This window comes from Bradyrhizobium oligotrophicum S58 (assembly GCF_000344805.1).
GTDB lineage: Bacteria > Pseudomonadota > Alphaproteobacteria > Rhizobiales > Xanthobacteraceae > Bradyrhizobium > Bradyrhizobium oligotrophicum.
In genome coordinates this window covers 1084238-1103345 of the sequence record NC_020453.1, presented here as the reverse complement: position 1 = coordinate 1103345, position 19108 = coordinate 1084238, and the positions used below count along the sequence as shown (strand labels likewise).

Below are 19108 nucleotides of genomic sequence, written 5' to 3'. Positions count from 1 at the left end.
TGGCGGACGTCTTGTCGTCATCCCAACATTGCTCAGCCGGTCACCTTCGGAGTTTCTGGACCTGCTTGCACGCGAGAAGGTGACCATCCTCAACCAGACCCCTTCTGCCTTTTATCAACTCATTCAGGCAGACCGTGAACAGCCCGGCCCAGTCTCTAATCTATCTCTTCGATGCATCATATTTGGCGGCGAGGCATTAGAGCTAAGACGGCTGCAAGATTGGTACGACAGACATGCTGACGACGCGCCGCGTCTCGTCAACATGTACGGCATCACCGAAACGACCGTCCATGTCAGCTTCATCGCACTCACAAGCCAACTTGCCCAAACAGAAGCCAACAGCCTCATCGGCCGCGGAATACCGGATCTGAAAGTCTACGTCCTTGACGGACAGCTGCAGCCGGTTCCTGTTGGCGTTGCGGGCGAGCTCTACATTGCCGGCGCCGGACTGGCACGCGGCTATCTCAACCGGCCCGGGCTCACGGCCGAGCGCTTCGTCGCCAATCCGTTCGGGCCCGCCGGCAGCCGGATGTACCGCACCGGCGACCTGGCGCGCTGGCGCGCCGACGGTGTCCTCGACTTCCTCGGCCGCGTCGACCAGCAGGTCAAGATCCGCGGCTTCCGCATCGAGCCCGGCGAGATCGAGGCCGCCCTCACCAGGCTGCCCGGCGTCGCCCAGGCCGCCGTCATCGCCCGCGAGGATCAGCCGGGCCACAAGCAGCTCGTCGGCTACGTCGTGGCACGACGGGAATTTGAGGAGATAAACGAAAATCAACAACTTTCTGAATGGAAGACAGTTTTCGATAGCTTGTATCAGACCGCACCCCAAGCACACGAGTTTGGTGAGAACTTTTTTGGTTGGAACAGCAGCTATGATGATCTTCCCATTCCGCTAGAGCAAATGAGGGAGTGGCGAGACGAGACCGTCAAGCGCATCCTATCGCTGAAGCCATCGAACGTGTTGGAGATCGGGGTTGGCAGCGGATTACTGCTCGCAAAATTGGCGAAACACTGCACTAGTTATTATGGAACGGACTTTTCCCAGACGACCATTCAAGAACTCAAAAGGCAACTTGCCTCTCGTCCAGACCTCGCAAGGCGGATCGAGCTCCGCCATCAGGCGGCCAATGACGTGAGCAATTTGCCTCGTGGCTTCTTCGATACTATCATCATCAACTCGGTCGTTCAGTATTTCCCCAATGTCGATTATCTCGTTCAAACATTGCGAAATGCCGTCGAGCTTTTGGCGCCGAACGGATCATTATTTGTAGGAGACATCAGGAATCTGAGTCTTCTTCGACACTTCTATGCCGACGTTCAATCGAGACGGTCACATGGATCGACCGGCGCCCTAGCTTTGAAGAGCCGGATCGAGCGCGACATGATGCTCGAGCAGGAGCTTCTGGTCGATCCGAGATTCTTTGCCACACTCCAGATCTCCTGGCCTGATCTTTCAGGGATCGACATACAAATCAAACGCAGCCGATACGACAACGAACTTTCCGGCTACCGCTACGACGCCACTGTTCACAAAACGCCCAGGAGCGCATTCTCGTGCGCCCATTCTCCAATCCTTTACTGGGGCACAGAGATCCAGAGTATAGACTCGCTTTCTGAATACATCAGGGCCGAGCGGCCCACCAGCGTTCGCGTTAGCGCTGTCCCCAATCGACGGCTTGCATTGGCTATCAAGTCAGTCAGCCTGCTTGAGACAGAACCGTCCGAGCTTAACGACGCGCCAATTCAAGTAGACCCCGAGGCGTTCTATTCACTTGGCGAAGTACTTGGGTACAAGACCCTCATAACGTGGGCCGGCAAAGATAGCACTTGTCTGGACATCGTCTTTGTTGACTGGAATGTGTTGAGGGGGCTTTCATCGACAGATGTGTACATGCCGTTCGGCAACTTAACGGGTGCATCGCCCTCTCTCTATGTCAACCAACCGAGACTCAAAACTGGATTCTCTACTGCGGCCCTGCGACGTTCGCTAGCCGACCAGCTCCCCGACTACATGGTCCCGGCCGCGATTGTCGTGCTGGATGCGCTTCCTCTGACGCCAAACGGCAAGCTTGACCGCAAGGCACTGCCCGCTCCCGACTTCACGCCGCTCAGTATCAGCGCGCCTCGCACGCCGCAGGAAGAGATCCTCGTCGACCTGTTCGCCGAGATCCTCGGCCTTGCCCAGCTCGGCATCGACGACAACTTCTTCGATCTCGGCGGACACTCTTTGCTCGCCACCAAGCTGATCAGCCGCATCCGCTCCACCCTCGGCGTCGAGCTCGCCATCCGCACCCTGTTCGAAGCCCCGACCGTCGCCCAGCTCGCCGCACAGCTGGACAGCGCCGCCAAGGCACGTCCCACCTTGCGGCCTGCACTGCGCCAGGACCTCCACCAAGATCCCGGCCAAGGCGCCATCCCGCTGTCCTTTGCCCAGCGCCGGCTCTGGTTCCTGTACCGGATGGACGGACCCAGCCCGACCTACAACATCCCGCTCGGCCTGCGCCTGCACGGCAGGCTCGACAGCGAGGCGCTGCAGCTCGCGCTGTTCGATCTGGTGGCCCGCCATGAGAGCCTGCGCACCATCTTCCCCGATCCGCAGGACGGCGATCCCCGGCAGCTGATCCTCGAGCCGGAGACCGCAAGACCCATCCTGCAGATCGAACAGGCCACCGACGACACCCTGCCACGGCAGCTCACCGAGGCCGCCGGACACGGCTTCCACCTCGAGCGCGAGATCCCGTTCCGCACCGCCCTGTTCCGGCTCGCCGACGACCACCACGTGCTGCTGCTGCTGTGCCATCACATCGCAGCCGACGGCTGGTCCATCGCGCCGCTCGCCCGCGATCTGGCGGCCGCCTACGCCGCCCGTTGCCACGGCGAGGCTCCCGGCTGGGCCCCGCTGCCGGTGCAGTATGCCGACTACACGCTCTGGCAGCATCAGCTGCTCGGCGACGAGACCGATCCCGGCAGCGCCATCGCACAACAGCTCGCCTATTGGAAGCAGACCCTCGCCGACCTGCCCGAGCAGCTCGAGCTGCCGGCCGACCGTCCGCGGCCCGCGGTCGCCAGCTATCGCGGCGACAGCATCGCCTTCCAGCTCGATCCCGAGCTGCACCACAAGCTCCAGGCGCTGGCCCGCGATCACCAGGCCAGCCTGTTCATGGTGCTGCAGGCTGCCCTCGCCACCCTGCTCACACGGCTCGGCGCCGGCACCGACATCGCGCTCGGCAGCCCGATCGCCGGACGCACCGACGATGCCCTCGACGACCTCGTCGGCTTCTTCGTCAACACCCTGGTGCTGCGCACCGACACCTCCGGCAATCCCTCCTTCCGCGATCTGCTCGGCCGCGTCCGCAACACCTGCCTCGCCGCCTACGCTCATCAGGACCTGCCGTTCGAGCGCCTCGTCGAGGTGCTCAATCCCGCCCGCTCCATGGGGCGCCATCCGCTGTTCCAGGTCTCCCTGATCCTGCAGAACAACACCCGCGCCAGCTTCAGGCTGTCCGGGCTGGAGGTCGCACCACATCCTGTCAGCACCCAGTCCGCAAAGCTCGATCTCTCCCTGCACCTTTGGGAGCGGCGTACGGCCGACGGCAAGCCCGATGGCCTGACCGGCCGGGTCGAGTTCGCAACCGACCTGTTCGACCGCGCGACTGTCGAGCAGATCGTCAGCCGTTTGAAGCAATTGCTGAGCACGGTCGCGGCCGATCCCTCACAGCCGATCGGGCAGATCGAGATCCTCGACGCTGGCGAGCGCCGGCAGCTCCTGCACGACTGGAACGACACCTTCCGTCCGGTGGCCGAGGCCACCCTGCCCGAGCTGTTCGAGCAGCAGGTCGCACGCTCGCCCGGTGCCACGGCGCTGATCTTCGAGGACACCGCACTCAGCTATGCCGAACTCAACGCCCGCGCCAACCGCCTCGCTCATCATCTGATCCGCCGCGGCGTCGGACCCGAGCGCATCGTCGCTCTCGCTTTGCCGCGCTCGATCGAGATGCTGGTCGGCCTGCTCGCCATCCTCAAGGCCGGCGCCGCCTACCTGCCGCTCGACGTCGACTATCCCCGCGACCGCATCGCCTTCATGCTCGACGACGCCGGTCCCGTCTGCATGCTCACGGACACCCCGACCGCGGCCCAGCTGCCCGGCACCCTGCCGCTGCTCCGCCTCGACGATCCCGATCTCGCCGCCGCGCTCGCCGGCTGTCCCGACACCGATCCGGATGACCACGACCGCCGCGCACCGCTCTCGCCCCACAACCCCGCCTACGTCATCTACACATCAGGCTCCACCGGCAGGCCGAAGGGCGTCGTCGTCACACTTTCCAACCTGTCGAACTTCATGCTTGCGATGCGAGCAGGACTCTCTCTGACGGCAGAGGATTGCCTGCTCGCAGTCACGACCATCAGCTTCGACATCTCCATCCTTGAGCTTCTTCTCCCCCTCATCTCCGGAAGCCGCGTGGTTGTCGCACCTAAGACGACCGTCCAGACACCGTCACTGCTCGAGGCGCTTTTGTTTGCCTCGCAAGCAACCCTCATGCAGGCCACGCCTACACTCTGGGCTAATCTCGTCTCGACGGCTCACCTTCCCGAACGCCTCCGGATTCTTGTCGGCGGCGAGGCTCTCACAACGGCTCTCGGGCAGGATCTGGTTTCCAGTAAACGATCGTGCACAAACCTCTACGGACCAACTGAGACGACGATCTGGTCGGTCACCGCTGAGATCCACGATTGTGATCTTGAGGCTCCTCCGATCGGCCGGCCGATCTCGAACACGCAGGTCTACGTGCTCGATGCTTCGCTGCGCCCTGTCCCGGTCGGCGTTGCGGGCGAGCTCTACATCGCCGGCGCGGGCCTTGCGCGCGGCTATCTCAACCGCCCCGGGCTCACGGCCGAGCGCTTCGTCGCCAATCCGTTCGGGCCCGCCGGCAGCCGCATGTACCGCACCGGCGACCTGGCGCGCTGGCGCGCCGACGGCGTCCTCGACTTCCTCGGCCGCGTCGACCAGCAGGTCAAGATCCGCGGCTTCCGCATCGAGCCCGGCGAGATCGAGGCCGCCCTCACCAGGTTGCCCGGCGTCGCCCAGGCCGCCGTCATCGCCCGCGAGGACCAGCCCGGCCACAAGCAGCTCGTCGGCTATGTCGTCACCCAGTCCGGACAGGCCGTCGCTCCCGTGGCGCTGCGACGCGCGCTCGCCGACCAGCTCCCCGACTATATGGTCCCGGCCGCCATCGTCCCGGTCGAAGCGTTGCCGCTGACCCCGAGCGGCAAGCTCGACCGCAAGGCCTTGCCGGCGCCGAACTTCAGCCCGGTCAGCATCCGCCCGCCGCGCACGCCGCAGGAAGAGATCCTCGTCACTCTCTTTGCCGAGATCCTCGGCCTCGCCCAGCTCGGCATCGACGACAACTTCTTCGATCTCGGCGGACACTCTTTGCTCGCCACCAAGCTGATCAGCCGCATCCGCTCCACCCTCGGCGTCGAGCTCGCCATCCGCACCCTGTTCGAAGCTCCGACCGTCGCCCAGCTCGCCGCACAGCTGGACAGCGCCGCCAAGGCACGTCCCACCTTGCGGCCTGCACTGCGCCAGGACCTCCACCAAGATCCCGGCCAAGGCGCCATCCCGCTGTCCTTTGCGCAGCGCCGGCTCTGGTTCCTGTACCGGATGGACGGGCCCAGCCCGACCTACAACATCCCGCTCGGCCTGCGCCTGCACGGCAGGCTCGACAGCGAGGCGCTGCAGCTCGCGCTGTTCGATCTGGTGGCCCGCCATGAGAGCCTGCGCACCATCTTCCCCGATCCGCAGGACGGCGATCCCCGGCAGCTGATCCTCGAGCCGGAGACCGCAAGACCCATCCTGCAGATCGAACAGGCAACCGACGACACCCTGCCACGGCAGCTCACCGAGGCCGCAGGACACGGCTTCCACCTCGAGCGCGAGATCCCGTTCCGCGCCGCCCTGTTCCGGCTCGCCGACGACCGCCACGTGCTGCTGCTGCTGTGCCATCACATCGCAGCCGACGGCTGGTCCATCGCGCCGCTCGCCCGCGATCTGGCGGCCGCCTACGCCGCCCGTTGCCACGGCGAGGCTCCCGGCTGGGCCCCGCTGCCGGTGCAGTATGCCGACTACACGCTCTGGCAGCATCAGCTGCTCGGCGACGAGACCGATCCCGGCAGCGCCATCGCACGACAGCTCGCCTATTGGAAGCAGACCCTCGCCGACCTGCCCGAGCAGCTCGAGCTGCCGGCCGACCGTCCGCGGCCCGCGGTCGCCAGCTATCGCGGCGACAGCATCGCCTTCCAGCTCGATCCCGAGCTGCACCACAAGCTCCAGGCGCTGGCCCGCGATCACCAGGCCAGCCTGTTCATGGTGCTGCAGGCTGCCCTCGCCACCCTGCTCACACGGCTCGGCGCCGGCACCGACATCGCGCTCGGCAGCCCGATCGCCGGACGCACCGACGATGCCCTCGACGACCTCGTCGGCTTCTTCGTCAACACCCTGGTGCTGCGCACCGACACCTCCGGCAATCCCTCCTTCCGCGATCTGCTCGGCCGCGTCCGCAACACCTGCCTCGCCGCCTACGCTCATCAGGATCTGCCGTTCGAGCGCCTCGTCGAGGTGCTCAATCCCGCCCGCTCCATGGCGAGCCATCCGCTGTTCCAGGTCTCCCTGATCCTGCAGAACAACACCCGCGCCAGCTTCAGGCTGTCCGGGCTGGAGGTCGCACCACATCCTGTCAGCACCCAGTCCGCAAAGCTCGATCTCTCCCTGCACCTTTGGGAGCGGCGTACGGCCGACGGCAAGCCCGATGGCCTGACCGGCCGGGTCGAGTTCGCAACCGACCTGTTCGACCGCGCGACTGTCGAGCAGATCGTCAGCCGTTTGAAGCAATTGCTGAGCACGGTCGCGGCCGATCCCTCACAGCCGATCGGGCAGATCGAGATCCTCGACGCTGGCGAGCGCCGGCAGCTCCTGCACGACTGGAACGACACCTTCCGTCCGGTGGCCGAGGCCACCCTGCCCGAGCTGTTCGAGCAGCAGGTCGCACGCTCGCCCGGTGCCACGGCGCTGATCTTCGAGGACACCGCACTCAGCTATGCCGAACTCAACGCCCGCGCCAACCGCCTCGCTCATCATCTGATCCGCCGCGGCGTCGGACCCGAGCGCATCGTCGCTCTCGCTTTGCCGCGCTCGATCGAGATGCTGGTCGGCCTGCTCGCCATCCTCAAGGCCGGCGCCGCCTACCTGCCGCTCGACGTCGACTATCCCCGCGACCGCATCGCCTTCATGCTCGACGACGCCGGTCCCGTCTGCATGCTCACGGACACCCCGACCGCGGCCCAGCTGCCCGGCACCCTGCCGCTGCTCCGCCTCGACGATCCCGATCTCGCCGCCGCGCTCGCCGGCTGTCCCGACACCGATCCGGACGACCACGACCGCCGCGCACCGCTCTCGCCCCACAACCCCGCCTACGTCATCTACACATCAGGCTCCACCGGCAGGCCGAAGGGCGTCGTCGTCACACTTTCCAACCTGTCGAACTTCATGCTTGCGATGCGAGCAGGACTCTCTCTGACGGCAGAGGATTGCCTGCTCGCAGTCACGACCATCAGCTTCGACATCTCCATCCTTGAGCTTCTTCTCCCCCTCATCTCCGGAAGCCGCGTGGTTGTCGCACCTAAGACGACCGTCCAGACACCGTCACTGCTCGAGGCGCTTTTGTTTGCCTCGCAAGCAACCCTCATGCAGGCCACGCCTACACTCTGGGCTAATCTCGTCTCGACGGCTCACCTTCCCGAACGCCTCCGGATTCTTGTCGGCGGCGAGGCTCTCACAACGGCTCTCGGGCAGGATCTGGTTTCCAGTAAACGATCGTGCACAAACCTCTACGGACCAACTGAGACGACGATCTGGTCGGTCACCGCTGAGATCCACGATTGTGATCTTGAGGCTCCTCCGATCGGCCGGCCGATCTCGAACACGCAGATCTATGTTCTCGATGCTTCGCTGCGCCCTGTTCCGGTCGGCGTTGCGGGCGAGCTCTACATCGCCGGCGCGGGCCTTGCGCGCGGCTATCTCAACCGCCCCGGGCTCACGGCCGAGCGCTTCGTCGCCAATCCGTTCGGGCCCGCCGGCAGCCGCATGTACCGCACCGGCGACCTGGCGCGCTGGCGCGCCGACGGCGTCCTCGACTTCCTCGGCCGCGTCGACCAGCAGGTCAAGATCCGCGGCTTCCGCATCGAGCCCGGCGAGATCGAGGCCGCCCTCACCAGGTTGCCCGGCGTCGCCCAGGCCGCCGTCATCGCCCGCGAGGACCAGCCCGGCCACAGGCAGCTCGTCGGCTATGTCGTCACCCAGTCCGGACAGGCCGTCGCTCCCGTGGCGCTGCGACGCGCGCTCGCCGACCAGCTCCCCGACTATATGGTCCCGGCCGCCATCGTCCCGGTCGAAGCGTTGCCGCTGACCCCGAGCGGCAAGCTCGACCGCAAGGCCTTGCCGGCGCCGAACTTCAGCCCGGTCAGCATCCGCCCGCCGCGCACGCCGCAGGAAGAGATCCTCGTCACTCTCTTTGCCGAGATCCTCGGCCTCGCCCAGCTCGGCATCGACGACAACTTCTTCGATCTCGGCGGACACTCTTTGCTCGCCACCAAGCTGATCAGCCGCATCCGCTCCACCCTCGGCGTCGAGCTCGCCATCCGCACCCTGTTCGAAGCTCCGACCGTCGCCCAGCTCGCCGCACAGCTGGACAGCGCCGCCAAGGCACGTCCCACCTTGCGGCCTGCACTGCGCCAGGACCTCCACCAAGATCCCGGCCAAGGCGCCATCCCGCTGTCCTTTGCGCAGCGCCGGCTCTGGTTCCTGTACCGGATGGACGGGCCCAGCCCGACCTACAACATCCCGCTCGGCCTGCGCCTGCACGGCAGGCTCGACAGCGAGGCGCTGCAGCTCGCGCTGTTCGATCTGGTGGCCCGCCATGAGAGCCTGCGCACCATCTTCCCCGATCCGCAGGACGGCGATCCCCGGCAGCTGATCCTCGAGCCGGAGACCGCAAGACCCATCCTGCAGATCGAACAGGCAACCGACGACACCCTGCCACGGCAGCTCACCGAGGCCGCAGGACACGGCTTCCACCTCGAGCGCGAGATCCCGTTCCGCGCCGCCCTGTTCCGGCTCGCCGACGACCGCCACGTGCTGCTGCTGCTGTGCCATCACATCGCAGCCGACGGCTGGTCCATCGCGCCGCTCGCCCGCGATCTGGCGGCCGCCTACGCCGCCCGTTGCCACGGCGAGGCTCCCGGCTGGGCCCCGCTGCCGGTGCAGTATGCCGACTACACGCTCTGGCAGCATCAGCTGCTCGGCGACGAGACCGATCCCGGCAGCGCCATCGCACGACAGCTCGCCTATTGGAAGCAGACCCTCGCCGACCTGCCCGAGCAGCTCGAGCTGCCGGCCGACCGTCCGCGGCCCGCGGTCGCCAGCTATCGCGGCGACAGCATCGCCTTCCAGCTCGATCCCGAGCTGCACCACAAGCTCCAGGCCCTGGCCCGCGATCACCAGGCCAGCCTGTTCATGGTGCTGCAGGCTGCCCTCGCCACCCTGCTCACACGGCTCGGCGCCGGCACCGACATCGCGCTCGGCAGCCCGATCGCCGGACGCACCGACGATGCCCTCGACGACCTCGTCGGCTTCTTCGTCAACACCCTGGTGCTGCGCACCGACACCTCCGGCAATCCCTCCTTCCGCGATCTGCTCGGCCGCGTCCGCAACGCCTGCCTCGCCGCCTACGCTCATCAGGACCTGCCGTTCGAGCGCCTCGTCGAGGTGCTCAATCCCGCCCGCTCCATGGGGCGCCATCCGCTGTTCCAGGTCGAACTCGCAGTCCAGAATATTGCCAGAGCCAGCTTCAGGCTGTCCGGGCTGGAGGTCGCATCGCAGCCTGTCGGCACCCAGTCCGCAAAGCTCGATCTCTCCCTGCACCTTTGGGAGCGGCGTACGGCCGACGGCAAGCCCGATGGCCTGACCGGGCACGTCGAGTTCGCAACCGACCTGTTCGACCGCGCGACTGTCGAGCAGATCGTCAGCCGTTTGAAGCAATTGCTGAGCACGGTCGCGGCCGATCCCTCACAGCCGATCGGGCAGATCGAGATCCTCGATGCTGGTGAGCGCCAACAGCTCCTGCACGACTGGAACGACACCTTCCGTCCGGTGGCCGAGGCCACCCTGCCCGAGCTGTTCGAGCAGCAGGTCGCACGCTCGCCCGGTGCCACGGCGCTGATCTTCGAGGACACCGCACTCAGCTATGCCGAACTCAACGCCCGCGCCAACCGCCTCGCTCATCATCTGATCCGCCGCGGCGTCGGACCCGAGCGCATCGTCGCTCTCGCTTTGCCGCGCTCGATCGAGATGCTGGTCGGCCTGCTCGCCATCCTCAAGGCCGGCGCCGCCTACCTGCCGCTCGACGTCGACTATCCCCGCGACCGCATCGCCTTCATGCTCGACGACGCCGGTCCCGTCTGCATGCTCACGGACACCCCGACCGCGGCCCGGCTGCCCGGCACCCTGCCGCTGCTCTGCCTCGACGATCCCGATCTCGCCGCCGCGCTCGCCGGCTGTCCCGACACCGATCCGGATGACCACGACCGCCGCGCGCCGCTCTCGCCCCACAACCCCGCCTACGTCATCTACACATCAGGCTCCACCGGCAGGCCGAAGGGCGTCAGCGGGCCGCATGCGGGCGTCGTCAACCGCTTGCGCTGGCTCAACCAGCTCCATCCCTGTCGGCACGACCGGCCGGTAATCGCCAAGAGCTCGATTGCCTTTTTGGACGGCTCGACGGAGGCGCTCGGAGCGCTGCTGTTCGGAGCCCCCGTCGTCATGGCCAGCGCCCAGGCGGCCAAGAGCCCGGACGCCCTGCTTGCCCTGATCGAGCAGCACAGCATCCACCGCATGACGCTGGTGCCGAGCCTGCTCGACAGCCTGGTCGAGCATCCGCAGCATCACAGCGCGAGCTCCTGCAGGCTCTGGATCGTCAGCGGTGAAGCCTTCACCCGGGAGCAGTCCGCCCGCTTCGCAGACGCCTTCCCGCAGGCCGAGCTGTTGAACTTCTACGGCTCGTCGGAAGCCGCCGGCGACAGCCTCTTTGCCAGGTGTACCGACGACGATGTTGCGATCGGCCGGCCGATCGACAACACGCAAGTCTACGTGCTCGATGATCTCTTGCGTCCTGTTCCGGTGGGCGTTGCGGGCGAGCTCTACATCGCCGGCGCGGGCCTTGCGCGCGGCTATCTCTACCGCCCCGGGCTCACGGCCGAGCGCTTCGTCGCCAATCCGTTCGGGCCCGCCGGCAGCCGCATGTACCGCACCGGCGACCTGGCGCGCTGGCGCGCCGACGGCGTCCTCGACTTCCTCGGCCGCGTCGACCAGCAGGTCAAGATCCGCGGCTTCCGCATCGAGCCCGGCGAGATCGAGGCCGCCCTCACCAGGCTGCCCGGCGTCGCCCAGGCCGCCGTCATCGCCCGCGAGGACCAGCCCGGCCACAGGCAGCTCGTCGGCTATGTCGTGACCCAGTCCGGACAAGCCGTCGCTCCCGTGGCGCTGCGTCGCGCGTTGACCGAGCAACTGCCCGACTACATGGTGCCGGCAGCATTAGTTCTGCTGGACGCCTTGCCACTCACGCCAAATGGCAAGCTCGACCGTAAGGCACTGCCGGCGCCGAACTTCAGCCCGGTCAGCATCCGCTCGCCGCGTACGCCTCAAGAGGAGGTCCTAACCGGTCTCTTTGCCGAGATCCTCGGCCTCGCCCAGCTCGGCATCGACGACAACTTCTTCGATCTCGGTGGACACTCTTTGCTCGCCACCAGGCTGATCAGCCGCATCCGTTCCACCCTCGGCGTCGAGCTCGCCATCCGCACCCTGTTCGAGGCCCCCACCGTGGCTGAACTCGCCAAGAGGCTCAACGGTGCTCAAACCATCCGCCTCGCCTTGCACCCGGCGGCGCGGCCCGAGCGGCTCCCGCTGTCCTTTGCCCAGCGCCGGCTCTGGTTCCTGTACCGGATGGACGGACCCAGCCCGACCTACAACATCCCGCTCGGCCTGCGCCTGCACGGCAGGCTCGACAGCGAGGCGCTGCAGCTCGCGCTGTTCGATCTGGTGGCCCGCCATGAGAGCCTGCGCACCATCTTCCCCGATCCGCAGGACGGCGATCCCCGGCAGCTGATCCTCGAGCCGGAGACCGCAAGACCCATCCTGCAGATCGAACAGGCCACCGACGACACCCTGCCACGGCAGCTCACCGACGCCGCCGGACACGGCTTCCACCTCGAGCGCGAGATCCCGTTCCGCGCCGCCCTGTTCCAGCTCGCCGACGACCGCCACGTGCTGCTGCTGCTGTGCCATCACATCGCAGCCGACGGCTGGTCCATCGCGCCGCTCGCCCGCGATCTGGCGGCCGCCTACGCCGCCCGTTGCCACGGCGAGGCTCCCGGCTGGGCCCCGCTGCCGGTGCAGTATGCCGACTACACGCTCTGGCAGCATCAGCTGCTCGGCGACGAGACCGATCCCGGCAGCGCCATCGCACGACAGCTCGCCTATTGGAAGCAGACCCTCGCCGACCTGCCCGAGCAGCTCGAGCTGCCGGCCGACCGTCCGCGGCCCGCGGTCGCCAGCTATCGCGGCGACAGCATCGCCTTCCAGCTCGATCCCGAGCTGCACCACAAGCTCCAGGCGCTGGCCCGCGATCACCAGGCCAGCCTGTTCATGGTGCTGCAGGCTGCCCTCGCCACCCTGCTCACACGGCTCGGCGCCGGCACCGACATCGCGCTCGGCAGCCCGATCGCCGGACGCACCGACGATGCCCTCGACGACCTCGTCGGCTTCTTCGTCAACACCCTGGTGCTGCGCACCGACACCTCCGGCAATCCCTCCTTCCGCGATCTGCTCGGCCGCGTCCGCAACACCTGCCTCGCCGCCTACGCCCATCAGGACCTGCCGTTCGAGCGCCTCGTCGAGGTGCTCAATCCCGCCCGCTCCATGGGGCGCCATCCGCTGTTCCAGGTCGAACTCGCAGTCCAGAATATTGCCAGAGCCAGCTTCAGGCTGTCCGGGCTGGAGGTCGCATCTCAGCCCGTCGGCACCCAGTCCTCGAAGTTCGACCTGTCCTTCAATTGCTTGGAACTGCGCGGCAGCGATGGCTCCGCGGAAGGCATTGTCGGCCGGGTCGAGTTCGCGGCCGACCTGTTCGACAAAACCACGGTCGAGCAGATCGTCAGCCGTTTGAAGCAATTGCTGAGCACGGTCGCGGCCGATCCCTCACAGCCGATCGGGCAGATCGAGATCCTCGACGCTGGCGAGCGCCGGCAGCTCCTGCACGACTGGAACGACACCTTCCGTCCGGTGGCCGAGGCCACCCTGCCCGAGCTGTTCGAGCAGCAGGTCGCACGCTCGCCCGGTGCCACGGCGCTGATCTTCGAGGACACCGCACTCAGCTATGCCGAACTCAACGCCCGTGCCAACCGCCTCGCTCATCATCTGATCCGCCGCGGCGTCGGACCCGAGCGCATCGTCGCTCTCGCTTTGCCGCGCTCGATCGAGATGCTGGTCGGCCTGCTCGCCATCCTCAAGGCCGGCGCCGCCTACCTGCCGCTCGACGTCGACTATCCCCGCGACCGCATCGCCTTCATGCTCGACGACGCCGGTCCCGTCTGCATGCTCACGGACACCCCGACCGCGGCCCAGCTGCCCGGCACCCTGCCGCTGCTCCGCCTCGACGATCCCGATCTCGCCGCCGCGCTCGCCGGCTGTCCCGACACCGATCCGGATGACCACGACCGCCGCGCACCGCTCTCGCCCCACAACCCCGCCTACGTCATCTACACATCAGGCTCCACCGGCAGGCCGAAGGGCGTCGTCGTCACACTTTCCAACCTGTCGAACTTCATGCTTGCGATGCGAGCAGGACTCTCTCTGACGGCAGAGGATTGCCTGCTCGCAGTCACGACCATCAGCTTCGACATCTCCATCCTTGAGCTTCTTCTCCCCCTCATCTCCGGAAGCCGCGTGGTTGTCGCACCTAAGACGACCGTCCAGACACCGTCACTGCTCGAGGCGCTTTTGTTTGCCTCGCAAGCAACCCTCATGCAGGCCACGCCTACACTCTGGGCTAATCTCGTCTCGACGGCTCACCTTCCCGAACGCCTCCGGATTCTTGTCGGCGGCGAGGCTCTCACAACGGCTCTCGGGCAGGATCTGGTTTCCAGTAAACGATCGTGCACAAACCTCTACGGACCAACTGAGACGACGATCTGGTCGGTCACCGCTGAGATCCACGATTGTGATCTTGAGGCTCCTCCGATCGGCCGGCCGATCTCGAACACGCAGATCTATGTTCTCGATGCTTCGCTGCGCCCTGTTCCGGTCGGCGTTGCGGGCGAGCTCTACATCGCCGGCGCGGGCCTTGCGCGCGGCTATCTCAACCGCCCCGGGCTCACGGCCGAGCGCTTCGTCGCCAATCCGTTCGGGCCCGCCGGCAGCCGCATGTACCGCACCGGCGACCTGGCGCGCTGGCGCGCCGACGGCGTCCTCGACTTCCTCGGCCGCGTCGACCAGCAGGTCAAGATCCGCGGCTTCCGCATCGAGCCCGGCGAGATCGAGGCCGCCCTCACCAGGTTGCCCGGCGTCGCCCAGGCCGCCGTCATCGCCCGCGAGGACCAGCCCGGCCACAGGCAGCTCGTCGGCTATGTCGTCACCCAGTCCGGACAGGCCGTCGCTCCCGTGGCGCTGCGACGCGCGCTCGCCGACCAGCTCCCCGACTATATGGTCCCGGCCGCCATCGTCCCGGTCGAAGCGTTGCCGCTGACCCCGAGCGGCAAGCTCGACCGCAAGGCCTTGCCGGCGCCGAACTTCAGCCCGGTCAGCATCCGCCCGCCGCGCACGCCGCAGGAAGAGATCCTCGTCACTCTCTTTGCCGAGATCCTCGGCCTCGCCCAGCTCGGCATCGACGACAACTTCTTCGATCTCGGCGGACACTCTTTGCTCGCCACCAAGCTGATCAGCCGCATCCGCTCCACCCTCGGCGTCGAGCTCGCCATCCGCACCCTGTTCGAAGCTCCGACCGTCGCCCAGCTCGCCGCACAGCTGGACAGCGCCGCCAAGGCACGTCCCACCTTGCGGCCTGCACTGCGCCAGGACCTCCACCAAGATCCCGGCCAAGGCGCCATCCCGCTGTCCTTTGCGCAGCGCCGGCTCTGGTTCCTGTACCGGATGGACGGGCCCAGCCCGACCTACAACATCCCGCTCGGCCTGCGCCTGCACGGCAGGCTCGACAGCGAGGCGCTGCAGCTCGCGCTGTTCGATCTGGTGGCCCGCCATGAGAGCCTGCGCACCATCTTCCCCGATCCGCAGGACGGCGATCCCCGGCAGCTGATCCTCGAGCCGGAGACCGCAAGACCCATCCTGCAGATCGAACAGGCAACCGACGACACCCTGCCACGGCAGCTCACCGAGGCCGCAGGACACGGCTTCCACCTCGAGCGCGAGATCCCGTTCCGCGCCGCCCTGTTCCGGCTCGCCGACGACCGCCACGTGCTGCTGCTGCTGTGCCATCACATCGCAGCCGACGGCTGGTCCATCGCGCCGCTCGCCCGCGATCTGGCGGCCGCCTACGCCGCCCGTTGCCACGGCGAGGCTCCCGGCTGGGCCCCGCTGCCGGTGCAGTATGCCGACTACACGCTCTGGCAGCATCAGCTGCTCGGCGACGAGACCGATCCCGGCAGCGCCATCGCACGACAGCTCGCCTATTGGAAGCAGACCCTCGCCGACCTGCCCGAGCAGCTCGAGCTGCCGGCCGACCGTCCGCGGCCCGCGGTCGCCAGCTATCGCGGCGACAGCATCGCCTTCCAGCTCGATCCCGAGCTGCACCACAAGCTCCAGGCCCTGGCCCGCGATCACCAGGCCAGCCTGTTCATGGTGCTGCAGGCTGCCCTCGCCACCCTGCTCACACGGCTCGGCGCCGGCACCGACATCGCGCTCGGCAGCCCGATCGCCGGACGCACCGACGATGCCCTCGACGACCTCGTCGGCTTCTTCGTCAACACCCTGGTGCTGCGCACCGACACCTCCGGCAATCCCTCCTTCCGCGATCTGCTCGGCCGCGTCCGCAACGCCTGCCTCGCCGCCTACGCTCATCAGGACCTGCCGTTCGAGCGCCTCGTCGAGGTGCTCAATCCCGCCCGCTCCATGGGGCGCCATCCGCTGTTCCAGGTCGAACTCGCAGTCCAGAATATTGCCAGAGCCAGCTTCAGGCTGTCCGGGCTGGAGGTCGCATCGCAGCCTGTCGGCACCCAGTCCGCAAAGCTCGATCTCTCCCTGCACCTTTGGGAGCGGCGTACGGCCGACGGCAAGCCCGATGGCCTGACCGGGCACGTCGAGTTCGCAACCGACCTGTTCGACCGCGCGACTGTCGAGCAGATCGTCAGCCGTTTGAAGCAATTGCTGAGCACGGTCGCGGCCGATCCCTCACAGCCGATCGGGCAGATCGAGATCCTCGATGCTGGTGAGCGCCAACAGCTCCTGCACGACTGGAACGACACCTTCCGTCCGGTGGCCGAGGCCACCCTGCCCGAGCTGTTCGAGCAGCAGGTCGCACGCTCGCCCGGTGCCACGGCGCTGATCTTCGAGGACACCGCACTCAGCTATGCCGAACTCAACGCCCGCGCCAACCGCCTCGCTCATCATCTGATCCGCCGCGGCGTCGGACCCGAGCGCATCGTCGCTCTCGCTTTGCCGCGCTCGATCGAGATGCTGGTCGGCCTGCTCGCCATCCTCAAGGCCGGCGCCGCCTACCTGCCGCTCGACGTCGACTATCCCCGCGACCGCATCGCCTTCATGCTCGACGACGCCGGTCCCGTCTGCATGCTCACGGACACCCCGACCGCGGCCCAGCTGCCCGGCACCCTGCCGCTGCTCTGCCTCGACGATCCCGATCTCGCCGCCGCGCTCGCCGGCTGTCCCGACACCGATCCGGATGACCACGACCGCCGCGCGCCGCTCTCGCCCCACAACCCCGCCTACGTCATCTACACATCAGGCTCCACCGGCAGGCCGAAGGGCGTGATGATCGCTCAAAATGCCATAGTCAATCGACTGGAGTGGATGCAGTCGGCCTACAACTCGACGAGCGAAGATCGCGTTCTACAAAAAACACCATCGAGTTTTGACGTCTCGGTTTGGGAGTTCTTTTGGCCGCTGATCGTTGGCTCAGCTCTGGTCGTTGCGCGACCGGAGGGACACAAGGATCCTGAATATCTCATCGCCACCATTCGGGAACAGCGTGTAACGATCGCTCATTTTGTTCCTTCGATGTTGCAGGCCTTTCTTCATCAAATGCCCGACGGCCAGAGCACACCGCTCAGGGACGTTATCTGCAGCGGCGAAGCCTTGCAGATTGAAACCGTCAGGCAATTCTTTGGCAAGCTCCCTGCGGGGCTCAACAATCTGTACGGCCCCACCGAAGCGGCAATCGATGTAACAGCCTGGTCCTGCTCCGCTCAGGAGGTAGGGACAGCGGTTCCGATCGGCCGTCCGATTTGGAACACCCAAACCTATGTTCTTGACCGCTCACTGCGCCCTGTTCCGGTCGGCGTTGCCGGCGAGCTCTACCTCGCCGGCACTGGCCTTGCGCGTGGCTATCTCAACCGGCCCGGCCTCACGGCCGAGCGCTTCGTCGCCAATCCGTTCGGGCCCGCCGGCAGCCGCATGTACCGCACCGGCGACCTGGCGCGCTGGCGCGCCGACGGCGTCCTCGACTTCCTCGGCCGCGTCGACCAGCAGGTCAAGATCCGCGGCTTCCGCATCGAGCCCGGCGAGATCGAGGCCGCCCTCACCAGGCTGCCCGGCGTCGCCCAGGCCGCCGTCATCGCCCGCGAGGACCAGGCAGGCCACAGGCAGCTCGTCGGCTATGTCGTGACCCAGTCCGGACAAGCCGTCGCTCCCGTGGCGCTGCGACGCGCGCTGGCCGAGCAACTGCCCGAACATATGATACCGGCAGCAATCGTTCTGCTGGACACCTTGCCACTCACACCTAATGGCAAGCTCAACCGCAAAGCGCTTCCCCCGCCAGAATTCGCACCACAACACACTCGCGCTCCGCGGACGCCACGCGAAGCAATCCTCGTCGAGCTCTTTGCCGAGATCCTCGGCCTCGCTAAAATCGGCATCGACGACAACTTCTTCGATCTCGGCGGACACTCGTTGCTCGCCACCAGGCTGATAAGCCGCATCCGCTCCACCCTCGGCGTCGAGCTCGCCATCCGCACCCTGTTCGAGGCCCCGACCGTGGCCGAACTCGCGGACCGGTTGGATCTCGGCTTGCAAGCCGACTCCTTCGAAACCCTGATCCCTATTCGTCCGACCGGAACATCAGCGCCATTGTTTTGTATTCACCCGGGAGGTGGACTAAGCTGGGGTTATTCCGCTCTGATCAGGCACATCGACAAGCGCCACCCGATATACGGCCTTCAGGCGCGCGGCTTTTCCGATCTGACACGCATGCCGCGTTCCATTGAGGAGATGGCGTCCGACTACTTCGAGCAAATCCGCAGGGTCTGCCCGACCGGCCCCTACCATCTCCTCGGATGGTCATTTGGAGGCTATGTCGCCTATGAAATTGCGCAACTTGTCGCCGCTCAAAGCGGCAGTGTCGCCACACTCTCTTTGCTGGATACCTATCCGGCGAGTGCGGCCATCTCCCAACAAGCCTTGCATCGGCAAGAACGCGCCGCGTACTCCGATCAACCAACCGACCGCCCGCAGCCGTCTCCAAGCCGTGAAACCGCCCTATCCACACTCACCGCCCCAGACGTCACTCGTCTGCTGGAGGTCACGAGATACAATGTCGCACTGCAGAAGAAATACGTTCCCTCCAAACTCGACGGGAGCCTCATGCTGTTTGTTGCCGCTGAGACACCGTCGCTTCCATCCCCGGATGTTTGGCGACCATACGTCAGCGGCGAGATCGAAACGCACGAAATCGCCTGTGTTCATGGCCGAATGACAGATCCAGCACCAATGGCCCAGATCGGAAAGATACTCGCGACGAAGCTTCGGGCCGAATAG

1 protein-coding gene (only partly in view) is annotated in these 19108 nt (G+C 66.4%); it reads left to right on the top strand.

Annotation, left to right across the window (positions count from 1 at the left end; translation table 11 throughout):
- Positions 1 to 19108, top strand: the 3' portion of a protein-coding gene (locus S58_RS04790; protein WP_042338760.1) for a non-ribosomal peptide synthase/polyketide synthase. 18026 nt of this gene lie to the left of the window's left edge; the window shows 19108 of its 37134 coding nt (coding positions 18027-37134); its start codon lies beyond the left edge, outside the window; its stop codon occupies positions 19106 to 19108.